The sequence below is a fragment of the Ureibacillus sp. 179-F W5.1 NHS genome (assembly GCF_045369345.1).
In the GTDB taxonomy this organism is placed as follows: Bacteria; Bacillota; Bacilli; order Bacillales_A; family Planococcaceae; genus Ureibacillus; species Ureibacillus halotolerans.
In genome coordinates, this window is record NZ_JBIQFG010000005.1 from 26,688 (window position 1) to 52,795 (window position 26,108).

Genomic DNA, 26,108 nt, shown 5'->3' on the forward strand with positions numbered 1-26,108 from the left:
TAACATTAAGCTTCATCCATTCCAACTCCGTTCATTTGAGAATGTTTACTTTAAAAAACAAAAAACCTTTATCTCGTTAGATAAAGGTTTTAAAAAAATAAAAGACCTTTACCGTTACAGAGGTAAAGGTCTTGCTAACAACAAGTTCGTTGCCAACAAAGCCGAGAAGAACTAAATCTTCCGTAATGACGACTTCGCTGTTAAAGCTACTCCCCTTTAGGAGAACTATTCATATTGATTAAATTTAATATACAAAATTTTGCTACTCTTGTCAATGTAATATAAGTAACGAAAATCAAGGAATAGCTAGATTTTACAAAAAAGTAAAATAGTTAATACTACATCCACATTATTCTAGAAATAAATAGATACAATATGTAAAGAATAAGAATAAATATAATTTAAAGGTGTGTATGTAAATGATTAAGCAACTATTATTCTTATTCGGTATACTTTTTAGCGTTTTTACACCTACGCAAATTGTTAAGTCAAATGAAGTAGAAAAACTATATGTTACTACAGAGGATATTATCTTAGATATAATATTTCCAACTGTTGATAAAAGAGTATTAAGGGAATATGGTAAGAATTCTCTTTTTGATTGGCAGTGGAAGGGAATTGTTGATATCTCTTATGAAGAAGATCATTCGTATGATGTTACTATAAAAATAGAAATTCCTTCGAATAAAATTGAAGATTTTAAAGAAGATATTGTTCAGGTTAAAATTTCCCCATCTTGTGATAGTGACAAAATAAATAAGCAAAAATGTAATCATGGATTTACTATTGAAATATTGAAATACGAACACGTAAAACAATAGTTATTCTCAACAATACCGATATGTTAATCTATATCTCTAGACTAAATAAGTAATTATACTTATGAATTAGTTAACTAAACATATTAAAAGCTCCCGTAATAACGGGAGCTTTTAAATTCATATATTTAAATAATTGTTACTTTAAATTTTCAGTAAAGAACGTTTCCAACTTGTCAAATGGAATTAAATCCGTTTTTTCGTATAAATCAATATTGTTGCTGTTGCTGTGACAAAATATGTACCTTTAATGTTATTGTAGATGGTGTACAGCAAATTGAGTGCTGAAGTGAATTGAAAGGTGACATTTTTGATTATAAATCCATAATACAAGTCTATGAATGGGGGATCTCTATTTTATTCGATTTATGAACATCCTCCGTGCCAGCTTCTAATGCAGTTTTGTAATAGTTACATTTATGGTCAATGAGTTCTAATGTTTTTTTCAATTCTTCCATTTGTGCCTCAACACTAGCTTTTCTTTCTATAAACATGTCATATCTTTGTTGCAATGTTGAATCCCCATCAGAACACCAATCAATGAAGTTTTTAATCTCCTTAATCGGCATACCTGTTGATTTTAGACATTCTATCACTTTTAAAGCTTCGATATCGGATTCTTTAAACATCCTTATGCCGCTAGATGTCCGTTCCACAAAAGGCAAAAGTCCCTCTTTATCGTAATAACGTAATGTATATACGGTAAGATTCAATTGTTTTGCAACTTCGCTTATTGTATAGGTATTCATTTTGCTATTCCCTTTCTACGTTGATAGACTTCGAGTTAACTCTATCTTGTTTAAAGATTGTATCAGGCTACTATCTTAATGTCAAAGACAGGTTATGATGTCTTATATCCATTTTTGAAGGAAAATATAGGCTAGAGATTCTAGAGGGAATACTTTGCATCATGAACTTAGATACACGGTTATTCTTGTGATAAATACATTGTTTTTCTCAAATCTAATTTTGATATATCATAACTCGACTGAACTAAATGTAACATTTTTTGATAATCTTCAACTCGTAAATCTAGAGGAGTCTCTATAAATAATTGCTCGTGTACATAAGATTCAAGAATATATAAACAGCCATCTTTTAAATCTACTAAATCCATAGCAAATTCCTCAAATATCGTTCTATCTTCCTCTGCTAACTCCTCATCTGAAAGAATATAAATCTTAATTAGATTTTTGTACTCTGCCAGTTCTTCTTCTTCCATTATTCTAAAGGGGAGTAGTTGTTTTTCGGTATCATTTAAATTTCTTCTTAAGTCTTCAATGATAAGGTATCCCATTGAAACACTGTTTTTAACAATCCTGAATATTTCTATATTTTCCATTCTAATTAAACGTCTATAATGAATCACCAATCAAAACTCCTTAGTAAATAAACTAGGAATATTATAACTGTTATTGATTGGGATTGGGGCATTTTAGATATGGATTTTTTCACGGTTATGAATCGCTATGAGTGGAGAATTAAAAAATTCTTTTTTTCCAGGAAACAAACTTGAATAACAAAAACCTTCAGATTGTATTATTCTGAAGGTTTATCGACAGTTAAAATATTTTCTAAAGGGTAAATATGTTTAATTTATTGTTTCTTTAAAGGCTTTTCTTCCTGAGGTTAATTTTTCTATTTTAATATTAATTTTGCCGATTGTATCATGATCTAATTTTATATTCCCATTTTGTTGAAGCTTCTTCCATGCCTTTACATTTTTTCGATATAATACTTCTGAAAAGTGATAAATATCAATATCCTTCTCCAAAGCAACTTGATAAGTTTGGGTAATTTCTTTTTTCATTTCTTGAATGACTAATTCCTTTATATTGTTCGAGGTTAAATTTTCTTCAAAGCTTGCCAAAGTGCCATTCAAACCAATATTTATATCGAACTTTACATCATTCCCATTAACATTCGGCACTACATTTACATTAATATTTCGGAGAGTTACAGTTAAATATTTATTTTTGTATTGATTTGTAATTTCTCCTCGTTTTGTTTCATTACTCATCCATTGAAGACCGCTAACATCTTCGTTTTTAATAAAACCTTTAAATCCTTTTGTTGTTACAACTCCGACTCCATTAATTTTAATGGTAGATTCAGTACCTTTTTGTGTTTTCCAATCCTTTTTCAATGTTATATATGGAATGTTCGCTTCGTGACCAGGCTCATCCAAATCTATAATTAATCTTCTGATATCAATTGGGTCAATAAAAGATTCCTGTTCATATGAATTTAAAGGGTCGCCTATAACAGTTAAACTGATTCCTTTATTGAGAACTGGAACAGTAATCAAGAATTGATCTAAAGGTTGATCAGTACAATATACCCAAATATTGTAACGAGTATCAGTATAGCGGGTTAGAGTATTGAGAACAGAGTTCACGCGTCCTTGGTTTAACGCTTCTTCACTAAAAATTAAAAGGGATAAATGTCCCCAATAAACCCTTTCATCTATTGCATGATAAAGCTTGAAAAGAGCTTCATCAAATGTTTTTCCTGAAGCAGATGATACTTGTGACTGCATCCCATCGATAGTAGATTGCTCAGTTTTTGCGATGGTTGCAAAATTAATTAGTTGAATCCAAATGACATATTCATCATTTTGATAATCTACACCTACACCGTAAGCATAATACATGCGTTCATTTTCATTTAAATCCCAACAGCCAGCTAATAAGATAAGTGGTAGTATGAGGATGATAAAATATTTTTTGTTCATCGATTATTACCTTCGTTGTTACGTGTTTTATCTTGGGCTTCTAAGAAATCGGGTCTTTTTCTATACTTATACTTGGCAACTCTAAACAACGTCTGTTTCACATTATCCCAACTTAAATCTGCTGTAATATTTATATAAGGGATGCCGAAAACACGTATGTTTGCTGTATATAGAAGCAGAAAAAATAAACTAATGAAGAATCCAAACAAACCAAAAAATGCTGTTAAAAGAATGCAGAAAATACGTAAAATACTTATTATTGATTCTAATTCCCGATTAACAACGGTGTAAGAAGCAATTGTTGCAGTTGCAATTACTACGACCATTGCAGGGCTTGTAATACCTGATCGAATCGCCGCATCACCTATAATTAGTCCTCCAATGACGCCAATAATTCCGCCAATTTTAGTAGGAAGCCGCAAGCCAGCTTCTCGAAGTATTTCAAACATAAGAAGAATTAATAGCATTTCTAATACTGCTGGAAATGGTAAACCTTGATTTGTCATAACAACCGTCGCAAGTAATTGTAATGGCAATTGATTTTGGTGAAAAAGTGTTAAAGCAAGCCAAAAGGCGGGAAGTGCTACTCCGAGTAATGTACCAATAAGTCGAAGGCCTCTTGCAAAAACACTATATATACCCGCGACTTCGAAATCCTCTCCCGCTTTTAATAAATAGAAAAAATTGACCGGTGTAATAGTGGCATATGCTACAGTGTCCACTAAAATTACGTATCTTCCCCTCAGCAATGACTGGACCGCAAACTCTGCAGTTCCTGTATAGTTTGATGTAGGAAAAATCCAGTTTTTTTTATCGACAAATTCCATTAAAGAGTCACCGCTTATAATGATATCTGTATCGATTTCTAGAAATCGTGTTTTTAATTCTGTTAGAATATCTTTATTTGCAATATCATCAAAATAGAGAAGCGCAATTTTCGTTTTACTTCTTCTACCTATTTCAATTTTTTCAACACATAATGAATTTGTGGGCAGACGTTTTCGTATAAGGGCAATATTTGTAGCAAGGTCTTCGATGAAATTATCTCTTGCCCCTTTTACCATTACTTCCATATTTGTTTCTTCGATTGAACGATTGGGTTTTCGTGCAATATTGCAAGAATAAAGAAGCTCATTATCTTCGAAGAAAATTAGGAGATTGCCACTAAATGCAGATGTAATAACGTCCTTCTTATCAGTTAATTTCTTTAAATTGGGGATAGGTAATTGCTTAATTTGTTCTTCTGTAATTTGATTTGTAGAATTTTTATAAAGTTTTTCTATATTCGGAAGAACAAGAGTATATAGCAGCTGTTCGTCGACCATTGAATCGCATTTGATCAATAAAACCTTCGATTGCTGAAAGGTCATTTCGTTAAAAATAATATCTTCAGATTTCTCGAATAGTTGCTTTAATTCAAAGTGCTTAAATGAAGAATGTCCAGATGTGTCCATTTTAAGATTCACTACTTTCTGTTTTGTTTTTTGGACTTCGGACTTTGTTTTTATTTTGTCTATTAGAGATAAGGGCAACAGCACCTATAAGAAGCGATAAAAGTAAGAAATAAACGAATGTAATAATTAAAAAATCATGGGTATTTAATTTGAAAAATAAATTATCATCCAATAAGTAAAGGATTAAATTGATGATGAAAAAGGGTGGCATCATGTAAGACCATATTTTTTTACTGTCTTCAGTTATATTTAATATGTCCGCAGCAATAAATAATAATAACCCCACGCGTATAAATGTTCCTGTTAGCCATTGATAAATCGATAAAAAATCCATGTGAGTAATGAATGCACCAATTGAAACTAGACCCCATTCTTCAAAGGCCGGATAACGCTGTTTTGCTGCTTCTTCTGGTCCAAATAGAGTAATCGCCCCCATAAGCGGTCCCAAAGTTAAACCCATCAAAATAAATAGCATAATCGCAAGATGATACCATTTCATTTTTTGTTTAAAATAATGATGAAGAAAAAGTAGTAAAAATAACTCAATAAAACCGGATGCAGGGAAAAAAATGCTTTTTGCTATTGGTGTAAACCCATTTTCAAATAAAGGAAGTAGATAACTATAGTCTTTAACTTGTAAATTCGTAATGGCCACAAAAAAACCAAAAATGACAACAAAAAATAATACAAACCCATTCACAATAACAATCGTTAAAATATTTTTAGAAACGAGTAAAAAACAAAGGATGATATAAATCGTTAATAAAAAGATTGGAGGGGTTTGTGGTAAAAAGGTGGCCGATATCCAAAGAATGGTTTCACGCATCGTAAAGGCAGCTGAAATTAATAAAAAAATAACGATGCTATACAATAGTATTGTAGATCCAGTAGGACCGATTTTTTCTCTCAACCATTGTTTCATCGGTTGCTGATTTGATTTATTTTGAATGTAAATAATTAAAAATAACAATGGGAAAATGATGAAAGCGGCTAAAATTACGGAAGCCCATCCGTCTCTTTTTGCTGTTTCTAAAATAGGTGGCAAAATTGTTACGTGATTTTTTAATCCGATGAAGGTCATTACTAAAAATACGACATGTAGCAAACTAATTTTTCCCATATAAATCCCCTTAAAAACGATAGTATTAACTCTTAGTTTTGACATAATATTGGGGAATTAGTATTAAAATGAGAAACTTGGAAAACGAACTTTTTTCACATTTTCTGCATTAAATATGAAATTGTAGCATTTGAATCTTATGAGGCTAAACTGAGGAATCGAGATAAACCATTAGAAGATCACTCAGAGGCATAATGAAAATGAAATGATAGTTGAAGGTAAAGAACGCAAATCTGTCATCACTCAAGTTTCTACTGTTTGATTTTTTACAAGAAGCAGAAGGTAATGAAAAAGCTGTGGATTGAATTGTTATAAGTCAATAAATACTATTGACTTTTTATTTTTAACATCACATATACCTAAAGGGGTATTTTTATATGGAGAGATGCAGTACGTTAAGTAGGACAGTTTTTCTTTTCCTTTACAAAATATTAAAGTGAAGTTAAAAAAGAAAGTTTAAAATGAAATCTATCAATAAAGTTATGTTTTTCCAATGTCCATTTTCCTTGCAAAAAAGCAGTGGATACTTTATGTTCGATTGACATTATAGAAGTTCATGTTAGTTAATCGATGAGCATTAGCATATTCCTGCATGGATTAAGAAAATGTGTAAGGATGGCTATATCAGTCACGATTGGTACATTGATTGGTAGTTTTGGGTCATTACAATTAAGCGAAGTTCAAATAAACATTGTTTACGGGATATTAGCATTACTTTTTATTCCTAAAAAACAAATTGATGATATACCATTAGATGAAGTGAGCTTTAGTAAGCCGTTAGCAGCTAGTTTAGCATTTATTGTTGGAATTGGTTCTGGTGTAGTAGGAGCGGGTGGAGGATTTTTGTTGGTTCCGATTATGTTATTAATTCTTAAAATTCCTACACGAATGACAATTGCATCTGCTTAGCCATTACCTTTATATCTTATATAGCAGGATCCATTGGAAAAATATCAACAGGACAAGTATAATATTTAATTGCTTCTATAGTGATTATCGCTGGAATTTAGCAGCTCCTCTTGGGGCGAAAATCAGCAAAAAGGTGAATACAAAGACATTACAAGGAATGTTAGCAGTTTTAGTTTTAGGGACAGCAATTAAATTATGGGTGGATATTTTATAATAAATGAATAAACTGGGGACGTAATTTTATCCGGTAGTTTTGTCTAAGTTTTAGGACAAGAACTCCCGGATTTTATATGTTAGTGATAGGAACTTACAAAGCTAATTGAATCTCCGATGCATTCAATTGGGAAAAATAAAAAACGAATACACTTAGCATAAAATGATTATTTGATAAGGTGTTGTTTGAGCTGGGATACTTCTTGTGGAAGGTCCATAGATAACAATTAAATCGCGGTTTGCTGGATATTTCGAAAAGAATTGTCCATTTGTTAATAACATTTGCGTAAAGCTGGATAAATTTAATTGTAATTGTCCATTGCTACTGATCAATTGGTTATTAAAATAATCTACTTTCACATTTTGATTTGGGTTATCCTTTACCATTACAAGTGCGTGATATTGGGGAGGATAAATAAGGATAGTAGGTAAGTCTCCATCATAATAGCCTGTTACGCGGTCACCTTCAACAATCATTTCATGCTCTACGAAATAAGTTGAGGGAGTAACAACAAAGTTTACTACTGCACCCATCTCATTTTGAACAGTAAATAATTTAGTACAACCTTCATTTTCTCCATTTTGCCCTGTAAAAAAATCACTAATGGCCGTAACCGTTCCATGAAATGAATAAAAATTTGTCATTTTATACCTCCAAAATTGTGGGAGTAATTCTGGTTTTAGCCAACTAGATGGAATAGGTTACTGCTTTTAATATGAAAGGCGGGGGAATGTTTGTTCTTTTAAGAGTTGGTTACTTCCATGTAATACATCCCAAATCGTTATTTTCTTAGATAGTATATGTACAAAAGGAATGAATGGGTTCTTTAACTGATCTTTTCCCAATGATTTAATATTTTGTTGTTTTCATTTAGTATAGTAGTAAATGGAAATTAGAAAAGGAGATAGGGAAGAAATGCAGTATATAATAACAGCTTATGATGGCGCGGATGAGAAAGCAATCGAAAGAAGATTAATGGCTAGAGAAGCACATTTAAAATCAGTTGAAGAAAGAGTAAAAGAAGGTCAGCATTTATATGGTGCCGCAATTCTTGATGATAATGGAAAAATGAGAGGATCGATGATGGTAGTCGATTTTCCATCAAGAGAGGAGTTGGAAAATTGGTTGAGGGTCGAGCCTTACGTTGTGGCGAATGTGTGGCAGAAAATAGAGATAAAGCCTTGCAAGGTAGCGCCTATCTTTATGGAACTTTATGATTGAAGTAACTTATGACGTTTGTAAAATCGAAAAATTAATGTCCTTCACATATCCGAGGCTTTTCAATAAGGAAAGCTTCTTTTCTAATTTATTTTGCCATTATCCTAACGGTGGATGCTTGTTATTGGTTTTATAAAATTTAGAAAGAGTTTTTACAGTATACGAATATAGGTAAATTGTAAAATAGGGATAATTAAAATTATGTTAATAGAATCTAAGGAGTTAATTTATAATGATGTATTCAATTGTTTTGTTTGTACTAGCAGGGTTAGCAGAAATCGGTGGTGGATATTTAATCTGGCTATGGTTAAGAGAAGGTCGAGCATTTTATTGGGGGATCTTTGGAGGATTAGCTTTGGTTATTTATGGTGTTATCGCTACATTTCAAGCTTTTTCGTCGTTCGGTCGAGTTTATGCAGCTTATGGAGGAGTATTTATCGTATTATCTGTTTTATGGGGTTGGGGCATCGATAAAAAAACACCTGATTTATATGATTTTATTGGTGCAGGTATATGCTTAGTTGGTGTTTCAGTCATGTTATTCGCACCACGCCAGTAAAACCTAGATTATGGTAAGGTAATAAGTATGGGCCAAACAAACTTTAAAATCCAGTAAATTATTTGATTTTTATTCGGTGTTGACAAGCTGCGCGGCATCAAACAGCATGACAGGAAAACTAATGTGATAGGCTGATTAGTTAATGTTTATACATTTCTATCTTTGTTAACAATTGAATACAGGAACAAAAGTTCGTATAATTAAATTAACATCTTTTGTTTGTCAGCATGATGATTTTATTTTTTTATAAAAGAGTATATTTATCACAACATTCTAAAAATCCGTTTATTATTGAAGATAATAGACAGAAGAAAGCTTGGGAAATTGCAGGCACTCAAATTGTACATATTAACAATTCAAGCAAGCGTAGCATTAAAATTAGAATTAATAGGGATATATTAAGTAAATTAAAAAGCTAGCTAAAGAAAAACAAATATTTATAAATGATTTAATAGAACCTGAAATTATTAAAATCCTGAAGAATAAAGTCAATACGATAATAAAAACAAAAAAAGGAACGCGTTGAATTTAGAACAACATTTAACGAGGATCTTATCAATCAAATAAAACAGTGGGCTAAAATGAACAATATGACCATTAGTGATATTGTTGAACAAAGTATGTTGAATTACTTAAAAAATCAAGTAAGAGGAGGATCCTTAAGTGGATTCTTTTTATTTTAAATAATTTTAGTTTACATAATATGAATTATATGAAGTTGTGTTTCATTTCAAAAGTATACTTATAATAGTGAGACTGAATCAAAAATTTTGTTCAAAACTCAAGTTTTTAAATTATCTAAGCTGCTTTTAATAAAATTTATCTTAGTTCGGTTTAAACTGACTTAGAAGATTTTATATCCGATTTATAACACTTTTATGAATTTATAAATCGCTAAATTTAAAGCTTACTATTAAAATATTACTTTTTACTTTTTATTTTTGTATTACTATTTTCATTTTTAACATTTACTATTCCTTAAATGTACAAAATTTTACTATTTCTTTTACAAAATCTCTACTTAAATTCTGCTGCAGTATTTTCATATCAAAATCGCAATATATTTATCCTTTTCTATACGGTTTAATTTTGCCCCTGCACGTTTATATTTTATTTACAGGGCAAAATTTTTATTGTAAGCGTATTATTGTGCAACTCACTCGATATTAGAAAATCTTGCTAGATCATTTCGGTTCCCTATCGATACCAGGATATCTCCTCTATGAATCGATTCTTCTGGTGAAGGTGTTATAATGATTTCTCCATTTCGTAAAATTGCAATGACACTTATATTGAACTTGGCACGTAAATCAAGCTCCTTCAAACTTTTACCAGCCATTTTATTAGGGATCATTAATTCTTCTATATTATATTCCTTTGATAATTCAATATAATTCAGCATATTTGGGGAAAGAAGTTGGTTTGCTACGCGCTCACCCATATCCCGTTCAGGATAGATGATCCAGTTTGTGCCTATCGCCTCTAAAACTTGACCGTGTCGTTTACTTATAGCTTTAGCAATCACCTTTTTGACACCAAGATTTTTAAGAAGCATAGCTGTTAATATGCTAGCTTGAATATCATCACCAATGGCGACAATCACACAATCAAAATTAGATATGCCAACGGAATTAAGGGCTTTTTCTTCAGTAGAATCTGCAATGATACCATGTGTAATGTATTTTTCAGCATCTTCAACTCTCTCTTCATTTAGATCAATACCTAAAACTTCTTGGCCAGCTTCATATAACCTTCTAGCAATACTCGTTCCAAATCTCCCTAATCCAATTACAGCATATTGTTTTTTGGCCATATTTGTTCACTCCTATAGTAATTTCCCAAAATTATTTTTCCCATTGGTTGTTCGTAAGATTCAATTGTTTTTATAGTAATTCCTATTTTGGGTCTAACAAATGGTTGGAAATAATGAAACGTAAGTATGGTTAATATATTAGTTTGCTATTAGTTGAATAAATCATTCAAAGTACTGCAAAATGCAATTTTATACCATCTTCTTAGATAAATAAGTTTTTCCATGTATTATATTTATTATTCGAATTGTATTATTTAATCCAAAACCTAATCGATTGTTTCCGTATATTTCGTAGGAATTCTTTATCTTCATGTAGTCAATAAAATTAGTATATTTTAATTAATTATGTCGCTATCAATTTAGAAATTTCCTACCACCCTTTTGACACGTTTCTCCTATTGTTCGGTGTTTAATATATACATTAATATTTATCTTAAAATATTAAATTTTATATATATTCTTATATCTGACTCGTTATTTTACTTCTTAATCATTTGTCAATACTTAATAATTTAAAAAAATTCTACTTTAATTCATATCGATGGAAACCTATTTGTTAGGCATTTTGTAGCTTAATTTTATCGTTTTGCACTATAATTTCTCTATTATTCTCAAATCTTTTTGAAAATATAAAATTTTTTTGAGCAAAAAGTATTGCAATTTTGTGAACGAGTAAATACAATGAAACTTGTAAAAACTATTAAAATAGAATTTTACGAACATGATGTAGTAAAAAAGGACAAAAAGGAGGATGTGTATGGCAGGAAATCAAAATCAGACACCAATTGATTATGACAAAATTGCGGAATTGCAATCTTTTAAGCAATTATCAAAGAGGAAAAATAAATTTTTATGGACTCTTACAGCTATTTTCCTAATTATTTACTTGCTATTGCCAATTTTGACATCATTCACTGAAATTTTACATCAAAAAGCCATTGGTGAAATTACTTGGGTATGGATTTACTCTGCAGGTCTATTTGTTATGACGTGGGCACTAGCACACTTGTATGTATCGAAAGCAAACTCTTACGATAAAGAAGCGAAAGCAATTATTGAGGAGTACGAAAGAGGTGTCAATAAATGAGTGCAACTGCTGTAATCATGTTCTTAGCGATTGTCGGGTTAACATTAGCTATTACTTGGTGGGCATCAAGAAGAACGAGTACTGCTAGCGATTTCTATACTGCTGGTGGAGGCTTAAAAGGATGGCAAAACGGGCTAGCTATTTCAGGAGACTATTTATCTGCTGCCTCTTTCCTTGGTATTGCTGGATCGATTGCTTTAACAGGTTTTGATGGTTTCTTCTTCTCATTAGGTTATTTAGTAGCTTACTTAGTTGTTTTATACATCGTAGCAGAACCATTACGTAACCTTGGTAAATTTACTTTGGCAGATATGATTTCTGCTCGTTTTGACGCTAAAAAGGTTCGTGGAACTGCTGCTTTAAGTTCAATTGTTATCGTATTATTTTATATGATCGCACAACTTGTTGGTGCAGGTGCACTTATTCAATTATTATTAGGTATTGATTATTGGATGGCGGTACTACTTGTAGGATTTATGATGACAATCTACGTTCTATTTGGTGGAATGACTGCAACTTCTTGGGTACAGATTATTAAAGCATGTTTATTAATGTTAGGTACAGTTATTATTTCATTCTTAGTATTAGCAAAATTTGATTTCAACATCTTAACGATGTTCTCAGAAATGACGACGGCGACGGATGCTGGACAAGCTTATTTAAATCCAGGTTTAAAATATACTAACGGGATTGATACAATTTCCATGTTAGTCGCTTTAGTATTAGGTACAGCTGGATTACCGCATATTTTAATGCGTTTCTTCACTGTAAAAGATGCTCAAACTGCCCGTTCATCTGTTATTTGGGCTACTTGGATTGTAGGTATTTTCTATGTGTTAACAATTTTCTTAGGATTTGGTGCTGCTGCATTCGTTGGGAAAGAAACAATTGTAGAAGCAAATGCTGCTGGCAACATGGCGGCCCCACTTCTTGCTCAAGCATTAGGTGGAGATATTTTATTCTCCTTTGTATGTGCGGTTGCCTTTGCGACAATTTTAGCCGTAGTAGCGGGATTAGTATTATCAGGTGCCTCTGCCCTATCCCATGATATTTACGGTCAAATTATTAAAAAAGGTAAAGTTACGGAAAAAGAGCAAGTTATTGCTGCTCGTGTAGGATCTATTATTATTTCTGTTGTTTCTATTGTTTTAGCACTAGGAGCACAAACGTTAAACGTAGCATTCTTAGTATCTTTAGCGTTCTGTATTGCCGCATCTGCAAACTTACCAGTAATTATTTATACAATTTATTGGAAACGTTTCAATACAACTGGTGCAGTAACGGCAATGTTAACGGGTTTAATTTCAGCCTTAGTTCTAGTAGCGGTATCTCCAAACGTTTGGAGTCCTGAAGCAGGAAAAGCAATTTTCGTTGGAGATCCATTAATATTCTTAACGAACCCAGCGATTGTATCTGTTCCTCTAGGTTTCTTAGGTGGATGGATTGGAACTCTATTATCGAAAGAGACAGATGAAGCGAAATACCGTGAAGTAGAGGTAAAAGCTCAAACTGGTATTTCCGTTCATGATGTATCACACTAATAATCTAAACCTCGAGTTTTCAAGACTCGAGGTTTTTCTTTTCCTCCCCTTTCCTTTCATTGTTCTTTTAGATAAAATAATAGTTAACAAAATGAATATGAGGTGAATTAATTGGCTATATCAAAGGCAAAGAAAAAACGATTGAAAATGATGCGTCAACATGGTAAAGATGTGACGATGTTAAGAGGACAATCGTACTTTAGTACCCATGAACGAAAGACTAAAACAAAACTAGAAACGTTAGAAAAAGGATTTAAAAAACATAAAAGGCATTTCCGTGAAGAGCAAGGTCAGCAAATGGAAATGTCTTTTATGTTTTTTATTTAGAAATCTTCCTATTTATTAATAAAAAAGATATGTGAAAGCATTGAACTTTCACATATCCTTTTGAGTGATTAATTATTTTCTTTCGTTTCATGGGGAATGACTTTTACAAGCGTTAATTCACCATCATTTGAAACGTCGATCTTCAAGGAGCCGTTTGAATAGCGATCGGCTCTTGTTAATGATTTAACTTCAATCGTTTCTTGAACATTATTGTTAGTTTCCAATAATATTGAATCGTCGTTTTTCACGACTTTAACAGTATAAATACGATGAGGATTTGCTTTTAATTCTTTTAAAACGACAACTCCCCGTTTTGCTCTTGAACTTTTCTCTACTTCTGAAACGCTCATACGTTTGACTGCTCCGCGATGTGTGACGATGATAACGTCTTGTTTATCTTCTGATTCTAATGGATTTACCGAAATAAGGATATCTTCATCTTTTAAGTTAATACCTTTTACACCACCCGTTTTGACACCGGTAACTGGGATTTCCTCAATATCAAATCGTAAGCTATAACTTAAATAACTTGTAAGTAATAGCTCAGTTTCAGTTGTCACTAGACTAGCAAAAATCATTTCATCGTTATCTTTAATGTTCATCGTTTTTATCGGTTTAGAATAACGTGTAACGGAATAATCAGCTAAAGCAGAGCGTTTAATTTGGCCTTCTTTAGTGGCAGTAAGAATAAAGGCGTTTTCTTGTTCAAACTTCTCAATACCAATTGCTTCAATAATTTCTTCGTCTTTATCAATAGGAACAATACTTGAAATATGTTGTCCTAGATCCTTCCAACGAATGTCTGGTAATTCATGAACAGGCTGATAAATGTAATTCCCTTTGTTTGTGAATAACAATAGATGATGCTGAGTATTTAAAGTTTGTTCAAACAATAAGTAGTCAGAGTCTTTCATTGCAAAATCTTGACCGTTGGAAGCGGCGTGGGAACGGGTACTTGTACGTTTCACATAACCGTCTTTCGTTACCGTAACAACTACTTCTTCACTTGGAACTAACACATCCAATGTAAGCTTAATTTCTTCGATTTCAGCTTGAATACTAGAACGACGAGGTTCCTTAAATTTTTTACGAATTTCGGTTAACTCCGATTTGATGACTTTGATTAATTGTTTATCGTTATTCAAAATATCATTCAATTCTGTAATTGATTTTTGCAGTGTTTCTTGTTCGGCACGAAGGTCTGTAATGTCAGTATTTGTTAAGCGATAAAGCTGCAAACTAACGATAGCCTCTGATTGTACTTCTGTAAATCCGAATTGTTTTTCTAAATTCGTTTTCGCATCCCGTTTATCTTTCGAAGAACGGATTGTCGCAATGACTTCATCCAAAATAGAAATCGCTTTAATTAAACCTTCAACAATATGTAAACGATCTTTTGCTTTTTGAAGGTCGAATTTGGAACGCTTGATCACTACATCCTTTTGGTGCGCGATATAAGAATCTAACATTAAAGGTAAAGTCATCATCGTTGGACGACGATTATGAATTGCAATCATATTAAAATTATAATTTATTTGCAGTTCAGTCGATTTATATAAATAGTTTAATATACCTTGACCTTGTACATCCTTTTTCAGTTCAATGACAATACGAAGTCCAGTACGATCAGACTCATCTCGAATATCTGCAATACCTTCTAAACGTTTATCGATTCGCTGCTCATCTATTTTTTTCACTAAATTCGCTTTATTTACTTCATAAGGCAGTTCTGTAATGACGATTTGTTCTTTACCGCCTTTAATAGGTTCAACAGTTGCTTTAGCACGAACAATAATTTTGCCCTTTCCTGTTTCATAGGCCTTTTTAATACCTTCAACCCCTTGGATGATACCTCCTGTAGGGAAATCAGGACCTTTAATAACAGTCATTAGATCATCTACAGTACAGTTAGGCTTATCAAGTCGCATCAAAACAGCATCTAAGGATTCTGTTAAGTTATGGGGCGGGATATCCGTTGCATAACCGGCGGAAATCCCAGTTGAGCCGTTTACAAGAAGGTTTGGAAATCTTGCAGGTAAAACGGTCGGTTCCATATCTTGATCATCAAAATTTGGAATAAATTCAACCGTTTGTTTATTAATATCTCGAAGCATTTCTGCAGCTATTGCTGATAAACGAGCTTCAGTATAACGCATGGCAGCAGGTGGGTCACCATCAACGGAACCGTTATTCCCATGCATTTCAATTAACATATGGCGCATTTTCCAATCTTGACTTAAACGCACCATGGCATCATATACGGAAGAATCACCGTGGGGATGGAAATTACCAATAACATGACCGACCGTTTTTGCTGATTTTCTAAACGGTTTATCATTCGTATTTCCTTCATTAAACATCGCAAATAAAATACGGCGCTGTACCGGTTTCAGTCCGTCCCGAGCATCAGGTAATGCGCGGTCTTGGATAATATATTTACTATAACGACCGAACCGATCGCCCATCACTTCCTCTAGCGGTAATTCTTGAAATCGTTCGGTTGCCGTCATACTTCTAGTTCCTCCTCATGTTGGATGAATTCACTATCTAAAATATTCAAATCATCCTCCATACCAAAATCTACATTTGTTTCAATCCACTTACGACGTGGTTCAACTTTATCTCCCATTAATGTAGTCACACGACGTTCAGCCCTTGCTGCATCGTCAATTGTTACTCGGATTAATGTTCTTGTTTCAGGGTTCATTGTTGTATCCCATAATTGGTCTGCATTCATTTCCCCTAGTCCTTTATATCGTTGTAGCATGTACCCTTTTCCTACTTTATCAATGGCAGATTGTAACTCTTTTTCTGTCCATGCATATTCAATGACTTCTTTTTTGCCAGTTCCTTTTGATACTTTATAAAGTGGTGGTAAAGCAATATACACTTTTCCAGCATCGATTAACGGTCTCATATATTTATAAAAGAAAGTTAAAAGCAGTACTTGGATATGTGCTCCATCCGTATCGGCATCGGTCATAATAATAATTTTGTCGTAAGCAGCATCTTCTACATTAAAATCTGCCCCAACACCAGCGCCTATTGTATGGATTATTGTTGAAATTTCTTCGTTTTTCATAATATCGGATAGTTTTGCTTTTTCAGTGTTAATAACTTTTCCTCGTAAAGGTAATATCGCTTGAAATGAGCGGTCACGTCCTTGTTTCGCAGAACCTCCTGCAGAGTCACCTTCCACAAGGTATAATTCATTTCTTTTAGCATTACGTGATTGGGCAGGTGTTAACTTTCCAGATAAGATTGTACTGGACTTTTTCTTTTTACCTGTACGTGCATCTTCTCTAGCTTTACGAGCAGCTTCGCGTGCTTGTTGAGCGCGGATAGCTTTACGAACAAGGGAAGCGGATAATTCTGCATTTTCTTCTAACACGTAGAGCATTTTTTCAGATACAACACTTTCAACAGCGGAACGTGCTTCCATCGTACCGAGTTTACTTTTCGTTTGACCTTCAAATTGTAATAGATGTTCTGGAATACGAACTGAAACAACCGCAGAAAGACCTTCTCGGATATCCGTACCTTCAAGATTTTTTTCCTTTTCCTTTAGTAATCCTACTTTTCGTGCGTATTCATTAAATACACGTGTCATTGCAGATTTTGCCCCTGTTTCATGGGTACCGCCATCACGAGTTCGCACGTTGTTTACAAAGGATAAAATCGTTTCTGTATAGCCATCATTGAACTGAAACGCAAATTCGACTTCTATATCATCCTGTGTACCTTCTACGTATTTAACAGGATGTAGCACATCCTTTTCTTCATTTAAATAAGAAACAAAGGCTTCAATCCCGTTTTCGTAAAAATAAACGTCCGATTTCCCTTCACCACGTTCGTCAATCAGTTCAATTTTTAATCCTTTTAATAAAAAGGCTGACTCACGTAGACGTTCTGCTAACGTATCGTAATTATATTTCGTAACAGAGAAAATCTCTTTATCCGGTAAGAAATGAACATTCGTTCCTGTTTCTTTTGTCTTCCCAATTACTTCAAGGGTTGTAACCGGTTTCCCTCCATTTTCGAATCGTTGACGATAAATTTGACCATCACGGTAGATTGTTACTTCTAAATAGGCAGATAGAGCATTTACAACGGAAGAACCTACTCCGTGTAAACCACCACTTGTTTTGTAACCACCTTGTCCAAACTTACCTCCAGCGTGTAGTATCGTAAAAATAACTTCAGGCGTAGGTTTGCCCATCTTGTGCATACCTGTAGGCATTCCTCGACCGAAATCTCGAACACTTATAGATCCATCTTCATGGATTTTTACGATGATATGTGATCCAAATCCAGCGAGTGCTTCATCCACTGCGTTATCGACTATTTCATATACTAAGTGATGAAGGCCTCGACCATCTGTGGATCCAATATACATCCCTGGTCTTTTACGAACCGCTTCTAATCCTTCTAATACTTGAATGGCATCGTCATCATATGCGATCCCTGGCTGATTTATTGCCAAATCAAATCCCCTCCAAAATACAAACATCCGTTCTCTATCTTTTTTCAATCGTACTGACAAAAGCAAATTATGTCAAATGTCATAAGCTTATTTATTGTATCAAACTACTATCAATCTATACAAACAAACTTCAATTGAAATTATTTTAACGATATTTTGACAAATGAGTAAAGAAAAATCTATAGAGTAAAACTATTCATGATAAATTTTCTTTTTCCTTCTTATAAATCCATTTTCTTTCAAAATATTTTGTTATGATTAAGTATAATCCCTTTTATATAACTTGGAAATATATCTTCCGCATATAATAAAAAAGGTGTAATATTATGATTACAACTATTAGTACCAACTATTAATTTTGAAAGGAACAAGCTATGATTAATGCAATTATTTTAATTTGTGCTTATGTAATCGGGTCAATTCCTTCTGGCCTATGGATTGGCAAAATTTTTTATAAAACAGATATAAGAGAACATGGTAGTGGAAATTTAGGAGCAACCAACTCTTTTCGAGTATTAGGTAAGAAAGCAGGAACCGTTGTAACAATCCTTGATATATTAAAAGGTACTGCGGCAACATTACTTCCACTTATCCCTTACTTTAATGATTCGACGATTCATCCTTTAATTTTAGGAGCTATTGCAGTTGTAGGACATATGTTCCCACTCTTTGCAGGATTCCGTGGAGGAAAAGCGGTTGCAACATCTGGTGGTGTTTTATTAGGCTATGCTTGGCCGTTGTTTATCATTTTAGTGTTAGGTTTTTTAATTGCATTAAAAATTACAAAGATTGTTAGCCTCTCTTCAATGCTCGTATCAATCATTGCGCTTATTTATAGCATTATTTATGTGATTGTTACAGGAGATGTATCCTTACTGATTTTAGTCATCATTTTAACAGCATTTATTTTCTACCGTCATCGTGCCAATATTAAACGGATTAAAGAAGGTACTGAGCCAAAAGTAAAATGGATTTAATTAGCTTTTTACCTTATCTGAAAGGATAAAGAAGATGAATATTAAAATTTCTGAAGATGCATTACAGTGGTTTCAAGAAGAAATGGAAGCAAAAGAGGGGGACTATATTCGTTTTTATTCAAGATATGGAGGTTCTTCCCCATTCCACGAAGGTTTTTCCATTGGAATGAATCGTGAGGAGCCTCATGATATTGGAGCAGAAGTGATTGTACAAGGCATTCATTTCTATATCGAAAAGGATGATCTATGGTTCTTTAATGAACATGACCTATTTGTTGAAGTCAATAAAGAATTGGAAGAATTACAATATAGTTATTTGAAGTGAAAATTGCCATTCGATTATAAGTACACAAATTTTGGACCATGGGTAAAAAATCACTCATGGTCTTTTATTGCCCTTCAGAAACTTCTAGTTGTTCTACTTTGTAGATAGGAGGGTTCGATTCTAAAATTTCACTATACCAAATTTTTACTTTTTGGCTGGACTGAACCTGTTTAACAATCGATTTATTTTTAAAACTTAAAAATAATACTTCATCATATTTATTTAATAATTCATTTAAAGATAATTCTTTATCTTCGTATTGAAAATTTGAATCTTGAATTAATAAGTTTTTTCCTGAATTTTTTTCAAATAGAATGATTCCTTCTTCACTAGTACTATTTAGTACAATCTCTTCACTATTAATCCCCGATTCCGGACTACGGGAATTGTCACAGCTAATTAATAGAAATCAAACAAAAAACGACAAAAAAATCATACGAAATTTGATTTCCATAAGCCCACCTTCCTTCGAAACTTTCTAAATCGATTTGTTCACGGAAAAAGTAATTTAGTTTTAAGATTTTACTGACTATTTCCCTTCCATTTTATCATCTTTTCTAAAAGATACGTTAGAGTCCTCAAAAAAATAAACCCTTACGGATTGTTCGTAAGGGTTAAAAAATATTATTCATGCAACATGTTTCTTGCTTCTTGTATGTCTTTAACGGGTTTATGACAAGAATAGTTTTCACAAATATAGATCCAAGCCTTGTCCTCTCCCCTTTTATAATTGTTAATAAAGGGAGCAATCGACGCCAATTCATCGGTTTTCTTATTTACTAAATAAGTAATTTCCGGATAAAACTCCTGCAATAATTCGTCGACAAATAGTAGTTGATCATCGGATATCTCCCCTAAAATAACGATTTCCTTCCTTTTCATTAGCGTTGTTAAAAAAGCCATTAACATATAGGTATGACCCATCGGATAATTCTGAATCGAATAAGAAAAGGCAGAAAATATTTTATTTACTCTGTCTTCCAAATGGGCATTTCCTGTAAACCGCGCAAGTTTTAACATTTGCAAAGCAGCTACACTGTTTCCGGAAGGTAATGCCGAGTCATATACTTCTTTTTGACGAATTAATAAATCTTCTGCATCCTTTCCATAAAAGAAAAAGCCGCCCTTTTCATCATCCCAAAATAGTTCAATCATTTGATTAGTTACCCTTTGAGCTTTCAATAAATAATTTACATCGAATGTTGCCTCGTAAAGTTCAATATAAGCCCACAATAAATAAGCATAGTCATCAATAACACCAAGTTCTTTCACTTCTCCATCCCGGTACCGAATCATTAATCGGCCAGAAAGGAATAAATTTGATTCAATAAAATCAATAGCTTTTATAGCTTTCGTTAAATATTCCTTTTCTTGAAAAACACGAGAAGCCTTCGCTAATGCAGCGATCATTAGCCCGTTCCAAGAAGTAATGATTTTATCATCCTTATGTGGAGGAATTCGTTTTTTTCGATGTTCAAATAGGATTGTCCGCGCTTTTTCTAAACGTGCTAACAATTCTTCTATATTCATACCATTTTGTTCAGCTAACTGGGGTAAAGACACTTCAATTAAATTTGGAATGTTTTTACCTTCAAAGTTGCCATCTTCGGTAATACCATAGGCTGCACAATATAATGTACCAAGCTGACCCCCTAATAGAGTTAAGATTTCTTCATAACTCCACACATAATATTTACCTTCTTCTCCTTCTGAATCTGCATCTTCAGCAGAATAAAAGCCACCTTCTGGAGAGGTTAAATCCCTTAGCACATATCGAATCGTATCTTTCGCAACTTTTTTAGCGTCCTCCGATTTAGTCACTTGATAACATTCAGTATAAGCGATTGTTAGCAGGGCATTATCATATAACATTTTCTCAAAATGGGGGACTAAAAATTCTTCGTCGGTAGAATATCTTGCGAAACCAAAACCGATATGGTCATAGATACCCCCTCGTTCTAACCCATCTAATGTTTTCACAACCATGTTCAATGCTCTTTCATCTTTTGTATAGTAATAATAACGAAGTAAAAACATATGTTGATGGGGTGTTGGAAACTTCGGAGCAGTTCCGAAGCCTCCGAACGTTTCATCAAAAGTACTTAAAAATGAACGAAAACCATTCTCCACTGCTATTTCGGAAACTGTTTCATCGGTATTTAGTTGAATGGTCTGTTGAAGAGCTGTTTGCACCTGTTTGGTGACATCTTGAATTTGTTTCTTATCCTTTTTATAAATAGTATATAACTTGGTTATTATCTCCTTAATACCAGGCATTCTCGGTCTACTTTTTTTTGGGAAATAAGTACCTGCATAAAATGGAACTTTGTCAGGAGTTAAAAATAAATTTAGTGGCCAACCTCCATGACCGTTCATTAACTGACAAACCGTCATATAAACAGAATCAATATCCGGTCGCTCTTCACGATCAACTTTAATCGCAATAAAGCGTTCGTTGATTAACTCTGCCACTTCCATGTCTTCAAAACTTTCTTTCTCCATAACGTGACACCAATGACAAGTACTATAGCCAATACTTAAAAAGATAGGTTTATCCTCACGTTTTGCTTTTTCAAATGCTTCCTCACCCCATGGAAACCAGTCTACAGGGTTATATGCATGTTGAAGCAAATAAGGTGATTTTTCATGAATTAATCGATTTGCTTTCTTATTTGTTGGCATCGGATCACCTCTTTATAAGTTTTACTATTACTTTACCCATAAAATATAAAAGCAAAGCATGGCTGAAAAAATTGGATTTGAATACTAATAAGTGAGCTGAAAAATGATCTGTTACATGGCCAGCTAATTATCAAGAGTAGCTAGTTTTGGCTTTCTCATTTTCATTAAACAAAGGAAAAACAGATTTGGAGATGGAATTAGAAGTGGATAAATGAATTTAGGAAATCGTTCAAAGCAAATGGCTTAAAGTGAAGTGTTGAAGGAACTTAATTAACACTTAAAATTTTTTCGAATTAGATAAATAGGAAACTGATGTTGTATGGAGACATTGATAAAAGTGATATTAAAAAGAGTTGAATCAATGCTCAACTCTTTTCTTTTTCTAAAGACTTTAATTGTTCTGCTAATACCTTTTGCATAAGGATGGCATTAGCAATTGCTTTATTATCTTTTTGAATATCCCCTGGTTTACTTGCTTTACCAATTACATAACCTTCGAAGGCCGTGCCAAAGAAGTCAAAAATGTATTGAAATTGTTGAAGTAAAGGAAGTGCTTTAATGGAAGGATTATCTCCTCCAACTGCAATAACATACGCTTTCTTTTTCGATAAGCCTTCTCTAAAATTGGGTAAATGTTTATCCCGTAATGATTGAGACCAACGATCAATAAATAACTTCATCGTTCCACTCATACTGTACCAATAAATTGGGGTAGCGAATATAAGAATTTCATGCTTTAAAACCTGTTCAATGACGACTTGATAATCATCCAACACTGGTTGAAATCCCGCTTCTGTATGTCGTTCATCTTTAATTGGTAGGATGTTATAATCCCTCAAATAAATTTTCTCAACAGGAAGGCCACTGATCACATACTCCGTTAACCATTCTGTATTTCCCTTTTCCCTAGTACTTCCGTATATAACCGCAATAGACATACATTCACTCTCTCCTTTAGTAGAATCATATTCCCATAAACTGAACGAAAGAACTTCAAATTTCGAATCTTTATAGAACGGAATAGTTTGAAAAGACAATTCGAATTCTGTTTAAAAAATAGTAACATGTCAATCATGAAAATGAACTAAAGTTTTCGAAAAATAATTAAGTTGGGGGTCAAGGTATGAATTTTGAACATATAACTGTAGCAGGAAGTGGCGTTTTAGGAAGTCAAATTGCCTTTCAGACAGCTTTTAAAGGATTTCAAGTTGCCGTATACGATATAAATGAAGAAGCGATTGATCGGGCGAAAAATCGTATGATGAACTTAAAAGTGCGCTATCAAGAAGATTTAAAGGCAACAGAAGAAGAAGTAAACTTGGCTTACAACCGTATGTCCTTCCATACGGATTTAGCAGAAGCAGTAAAGGATGCTGATCTTGTCATTGAAGCTGTACCTGAAATTGTCGATGTGAAAATGAAATTTTATGAACAATTGAGTCAAGTAGCACCGGACAAAACTATTTTCGCAACCAATTCATCGACCATGTTGCCAAGTCAATTCGCAGAAGCTACGGGCAGACCTCACAAATTTTTAGCCCTTCACTTTGCAAATGAAATTTGGTTAAACAACACTGCAGAAATAATGAAACATCCGAATACGGAAAAATCGGTGTTTGAACTTGTTATTGACTTCGCAAAGGCAATTGGCATGGTGGCACTCCCATTACAACGAGAGCAGCCAGGTTATATTTTGAATTCATTATTAGTACCTTTTTTAGAGGCAGCCCAAATGTTATTAGTAAAGAAAATTGCTGATGTTGAAACGATAGATAAAACTTGGATGATTGCTACGGGCGCCCCTAAAGGTCCCTTTGCTATTTTAGATATAGTAGGCATTAATACAGCATATAATATTGCTAATGCTAAAGGTGAGGCTGGAAATGAAGAATTTAAAAAGCTGGCAAATTATTTGAAATCTGAGTATATCGAAAAAGGAAAACTCGGAGCTGAAACAAAACAAGGTTTTTACTCATATCCTGATCCAAGTTACTTGCAACCTGGTTTTCTAGAAAGTTAAATAGTAAGGGCGACACATGTAGAATGAGTGTCGCCCTTATTTTAGTAAAGCATCGGTAATAATCTGCTATCTATTAAATTCGTATTTATTGCTAATTCTTCTGTATCCCTACCATATTGCCAAGCCCAAACATTAGCATCACAATTTGGTGTTGTTGGCTCAAATTTCGGAGCATCTTTTTCATTTGTTACACCAATATGTGGCTCTGAACTCCATAATACTGCTTGATTAGCAACGCGAGGGTCTTGATCAACAGCTTCACAATATGCCTCTTCAAATTTTCCTTCTGTAGGGTTGTAATAAAAACCTGGTTTATAATCCGTATTATATAAATAGTCGATATATCCTTTAATCCAACGACTATCTACTTCAACATTTTCCATACTAGCAAATATCATCGTTCCTTTTTTAAGTCCTAACCGTTTCGCTTGGTATGCAACGTTCATCCCTACAACTTTCGCATGACTTTCCCCAACTGCCTGACGGAAATCGTTATATATCGGAAGCAATTTTGTACCATTATTGTGAAGGAGTTCAATTTCTTCCTCAGTTAAACCTTCTACTGAACCCTCTACCCTCGTTAAGTATCTTCCCCAGAATTCCGGTTTTCCAAATGTTGATAGAACGGAATTATATAACTCATTCGTAACTGGTTGAGAAGAGTCTACACCCCAATGATAATTAACCATTTGCGTACCTCTTTTCTAATAATTTTCCATAAAACTTACCTTCCCTACAAAACAATGCCGAGATTTCTTCTGTTTTTTTATTTAGAACATATAATAGAACATAATTTACTAGACATTTGACCAGTAATTTTATCTCCATCTAATTATATGAAACAGGTAAGGAGTGTGTGATAAATGACTAGGGAATGGACAAAATCAAATATTCGTGACTTATCAGGAAAAGTAGCAATTGTCACTGGAGCTAACAGTGGGATTGGTTATGAAACGTGTTTAGCTTTGGCTGAAAATTATGCCACGGTAGTTCTCGCTGTTCGTAACGTAAACAAAGGCTTTGAGGCGGTCGATAAAATTAAAAGAGAATTCCCTAATGCTGATGTACATGTTTTACAACTCGATTTAAATGATTTAGCTAGTATACGAGAATTTTCACAACAATTTAAACAAAAATTTCGTTCTTTATCTATGTTAATTAATAATGCAGGAATTATGGTTCCTCCTTATCGTGTGACGAAGGATGGATTCGAATCCCAATTTGGGGTAAATTACCTCGGTCATTTTGCCTTAACAGGGTTGCTATTAGATCGAATCATCGCTACTCCGGATTCGAGGGTCATTTCATTAGGTAGTTTAGCAGCCCATAAACAAAAACCAGAGTTTAAAGAGTTTACCGGAACGAAAACGAAATATAAAAAATTTAAAAGTTATGGACAAAGTAAACTTGCTTGTATGTTTTTTGCAAAAGAACTTCAATATCGTTTCCGATCCCGAAATATAGACTCAAAAAGTATAGCTTGTCATCCAGGTATTGCCCAAACGTATTTATTTGGTAAAGGATCACGTAAATTAACGAGAAGATTAACACGAGCTTCTTTGAAATTAATTGGACAGAGCGCGGAAGCTGGGGCTTACCCTATTTTATATGCAGCTACTGAACCTTCTGTAAGGGGCGGAGAATATATTGGACCAGATGGTAAAAAAGGAATAAAAGGTTATCCGACGGAACTAAATATATTAGATGAGTTATTTGATGAAAATGTATCATCAAATTTATGGTTACTTTCTGAAAGTTTAACAGGAGTGAAATATTTATTTTAAACATAAAAAATCTCCTCTGCCGCGAAACACAGAGGAGATTTTA

Annotated in this window: 23 protein-coding genes and 1 pseudogene; 11 read left to right on the plus strand and 13 right to left on the minus strand. The window is 33.4% G+C overall.

Annotated features, from left to right (window positions below; all coding sequences use genetic code 11):
• Positions 1 to 419 precede the first annotated feature (419 nt).
• Positions 420 to 821: a hypothetical protein gene (locus ACH0B5_RS04030; protein WP_406927427.1), complete on the plus strand. Its 402-nt coding sequence runs from the start codon at positions 420 to 422 to the stop codon at positions 819 to 821.
• A gap of 332 nt (positions 822 to 1,153) precedes the next feature.
• Here ACH0B5_RS04030 and ACH0B5_RS04035 read toward each other — a convergent pair whose 3' ends face one another.
• From ACH0B5_RS04035 to ACH0B5_RS04055, 5 genes are all read right to left on the minus strand, one after another.
• Entirely contained in the window at positions 1,154 to 1,567 is a 414-nt protein-coding gene (locus ACH0B5_RS04035; protein ID WP_122971204.1) for a MerR family transcriptional regulator, read from the minus strand.
• A 179-nt stretch (positions 1,568 to 1,746) separates the two neighbouring features.
• A complete protein-coding gene (locus ACH0B5_RS04040; RefSeq protein ID WP_241559277.1) occupies positions 1,747 to 2,187 on the minus strand; it encodes a hypothetical protein in 441 nt (146 codons plus the stop codon).
• Between the two features lie 222 nt (positions 2,188 to 2,409).
• Positions 2,410 to 3,552: a Ger(x)C family spore germination protein gene (locus ACH0B5_RS04045; RefSeq protein ID WP_122971203.1), complete on the minus strand. Its 1,143-nt coding sequence runs from the start codon at positions 3,550 to 3,552 to the stop codon at positions 2,410 to 2,412.
• Entirely contained in the window at positions 3,549 to 5,006 is a 1,458-nt protein-coding gene (locus tag ACH0B5_RS04050) for a spore germination protein (RefSeq protein WP_406927428.1), read from the minus strand. The genes ACH0B5_RS04045 and ACH0B5_RS04050 overlap by 4 nt, the downstream gene beginning before the upstream one ends.
• A 1-nt stretch (position 5,007) precedes the next feature.
• A complete protein-coding gene (locus ACH0B5_RS04055; protein WP_122971201.1) occupies positions 5,008 to 6,126 on the minus strand; it encodes a GerAB/ArcD/ProY family transporter in 1,119 nt (372 codons plus the stop codon).
• Positions 6,127 to 6,741: 615 nt separating this feature from the next.
• Here ACH0B5_RS04055 and ACH0B5_RS04060 point away from each other — a divergent pair.
• Positions 6,742 to 7,249, plus strand: a pseudogene (locus ACH0B5_RS04060) (sulfite exporter TauE/SafE family protein); the annotation flags it as partial.
• Between the two features lie 152 nt (positions 7,250 to 7,401).
• Here ACH0B5_RS04060 and ACH0B5_RS04065 read toward each other — a convergent pair.
• Positions 7,402 to 7,893 carry a hypothetical protein gene (locus tag ACH0B5_RS04065; RefSeq protein WP_406927429.1) on the minus strand — a complete coding sequence of 164 codons (492 nt, stop codon included), beginning with the start codon at positions 7,891 to 7,893 and terminating at the stop codon, positions 7,402 to 7,404.
• A gap of 271 nt (positions 7,894 to 8,164) precedes the next feature.
• On the opposite strand from ACH0B5_RS04065, the gene ACH0B5_RS04070 reads away from it, so the two are divergent.
• Both ACH0B5_RS04070 and ACH0B5_RS04075 read left to right on the plus strand, forming a co-directional pair.
• Positions 8,165 to 8,470 carry a YciI family protein gene (locus ACH0B5_RS04070; protein ID WP_122971199.1) on the plus strand — a complete coding sequence of 102 codons (306 nt, stop codon included), beginning with the start codon at positions 8,165 to 8,167 and terminating at the stop codon, positions 8,468 to 8,470.
• A 229-nt stretch (positions 8,471 to 8,699) separates the two neighbouring features.
• The gene (locus ACH0B5_RS04075; protein WP_122971198.1) at positions 8,700 to 9,026 is read left to right on the plus strand and encodes a YnfA family protein; all 327 of its coding nucleotides are present in this window, start codon (positions 8,700 to 8,702) and stop codon (positions 9,024 to 9,026) included.
• Between the two features lie 1,156 nt (positions 9,027 to 10,182).
• On the opposite strand, the gene ACH0B5_RS04080 is transcribed toward ACH0B5_RS04075, so the two are convergent.
• A complete protein-coding gene (locus ACH0B5_RS04080; RefSeq protein WP_341362102.1) occupies positions 10,183 to 10,839 on the minus strand; it encodes a potassium channel family protein in 657 nt (218 codons plus the stop codon).
• A gap of 757 nt (positions 10,840 to 11,596) precedes the next feature.
• Here ACH0B5_RS04080 and ACH0B5_RS04085 point away from each other — a divergent pair.
• The 3 genes from ACH0B5_RS04085 (at position 11,597) to ACH0B5_RS04095 (ending at position 13,794) form a co-directional block, all read left to right on the plus strand.
• Positions 11,597 to 11,926: a DUF485 domain-containing protein gene (locus ACH0B5_RS04085; protein WP_122971196.1), complete on the plus strand. Its 330-nt coding sequence runs from the start codon at positions 11,597 to 11,599 to the stop codon at positions 11,924 to 11,926.
• Complete coding sequence (locus tag ACH0B5_RS04090; protein ID WP_122971195.1) at positions 11,923 to 13,467, plus strand: solute symporter family protein; 1,545 nt, start codon at positions 11,923 to 11,925, stop codon at positions 13,465 to 13,467. The genes ACH0B5_RS04085 and ACH0B5_RS04090 overlap by 4 nt, the downstream gene beginning before the upstream one ends.
• A gap of 111 nt (positions 13,468 to 13,578) precedes the next feature.
• Positions 13,579 to 13,794, plus strand: a complete 216-nt coding sequence (locus tag ACH0B5_RS04095; RefSeq protein ID WP_122971194.1) for a hypothetical protein — start codon at positions 13,579 to 13,581, stop codon at positions 13,792 to 13,794.
• A 68-nt stretch (positions 13,795 to 13,862) separates the two neighbouring features.
• Here ACH0B5_RS04095 and parC read toward each other — a convergent pair whose 3' ends face one another.
• Complete coding sequence (gene parC, locus ACH0B5_RS04100; RefSeq protein ID WP_122971193.1) at positions 13,863 to 16,304, minus strand: DNA topoisomerase IV subunit A; 2,442 nt, start codon at positions 16,302 to 16,304, stop codon at positions 13,863 to 13,865.
• Positions 16,301 to 18,277, minus strand: a complete 1,977-nt coding sequence (parE, locus tag ACH0B5_RS04105; RefSeq protein WP_122971192.1) for a DNA topoisomerase IV subunit B — start codon at positions 18,275 to 18,277, stop codon at positions 16,301 to 16,303. The genes parC and parE overlap by 4 nt, the downstream gene beginning before the upstream one ends.
• A gap of 374 nt (positions 18,278 to 18,651) precedes the next feature.
• Between parE and plsY the strand changes: the two genes are divergently transcribed.
• On the plus strand, positions 18,652 to 19,254 hold the full coding sequence (gene plsY, locus ACH0B5_RS04110; protein WP_122971191.1) for a glycerol-3-phosphate 1-O-acyltransferase PlsY: 603 nt from the start codon (positions 18,652 to 18,654) through the stop codon (positions 19,252 to 19,254).
• 34 nt (positions 19,255 to 19,288) lie between these two features.
• Positions 19,289 to 19,579, plus strand: coding sequence for a HesB/YadR/YfhF family protein (locus ACH0B5_RS04115; RefSeq protein WP_341362105.1), 291 nt, complete (start codon positions 19,289 to 19,291; stop codon positions 19,577 to 19,579).
• A gap of 64 nt (positions 19,580 to 19,643) precedes the next feature.
• Here the strand turns inward: ACH0B5_RS04115 and ACH0B5_RS04120 are convergent, their stop codons facing one another.
• From ACH0B5_RS04120 to ACH0B5_RS04130, 3 genes are all read right to left on the minus strand, one after another.
• The gene (locus ACH0B5_RS04120) at positions 19,644 to 19,979 is read right to left on the minus strand and encodes a DUF3221 domain-containing protein (RefSeq protein WP_406927466.1); all 336 of its coding nucleotides are present in this window, start codon (positions 19,977 to 19,979) and stop codon (positions 19,644 to 19,646) included.
• A gap of 224 nt (positions 19,980 to 20,203) precedes the next feature.
• On the minus strand, positions 20,204 to 22,261 hold the full coding sequence (locus tag ACH0B5_RS04125) for a thioredoxin domain-containing protein (protein WP_122971189.1): 2,058 nt from the start codon (positions 22,259 to 22,261) through the stop codon (positions 20,204 to 20,206).
• 365 nt (positions 22,262 to 22,626) lie between these two features.
• On the minus strand, positions 22,627 to 23,199 hold the full coding sequence (locus ACH0B5_RS04130; RefSeq protein WP_406927430.1) for a flavodoxin family protein: 573 nt from the start codon (positions 23,197 to 23,199) through the stop codon (positions 22,627 to 22,629).
• Positions 23,200 to 23,384: 185 nt separating this feature from the next.
• Here ACH0B5_RS04130 and ACH0B5_RS04135 point away from each other — a divergent pair, with 185 nt between their 5' ends.
• Positions 23,385 to 24,281, plus strand: a complete 897-nt coding sequence (locus ACH0B5_RS04135; RefSeq protein ID WP_122971187.1) for a 3-hydroxyacyl-CoA dehydrogenase — start codon at positions 23,385 to 23,387, stop codon at positions 24,279 to 24,281.
• Positions 24,282 to 24,322: 41 nt separating this feature from the next.
• Here the strand turns inward: ACH0B5_RS04135 and ACH0B5_RS04140 are convergent, their stop codons facing one another.
• Positions 24,323 to 24,970 carry a glycoside hydrolase domain-containing protein gene (locus tag ACH0B5_RS04140; RefSeq protein ID WP_122971186.1) on the minus strand — a complete coding sequence of 216 codons (648 nt, stop codon included), beginning with the start codon at positions 24,968 to 24,970 and terminating at the stop codon, positions 24,323 to 24,325.
• 174 nt (positions 24,971 to 25,144) lie between these two features.
• On the opposite strand from ACH0B5_RS04140, the gene ACH0B5_RS04145 reads away from it, so the two are divergent.
• Complete coding sequence (locus ACH0B5_RS04145) at positions 25,145 to 26,065, plus strand: oxidoreductase (protein WP_122971185.1); 921 nt, start codon at positions 25,145 to 25,147, stop codon at positions 26,063 to 26,065.
• Positions 26,066 to 26,108: the final 43 nt, after the last annotated feature.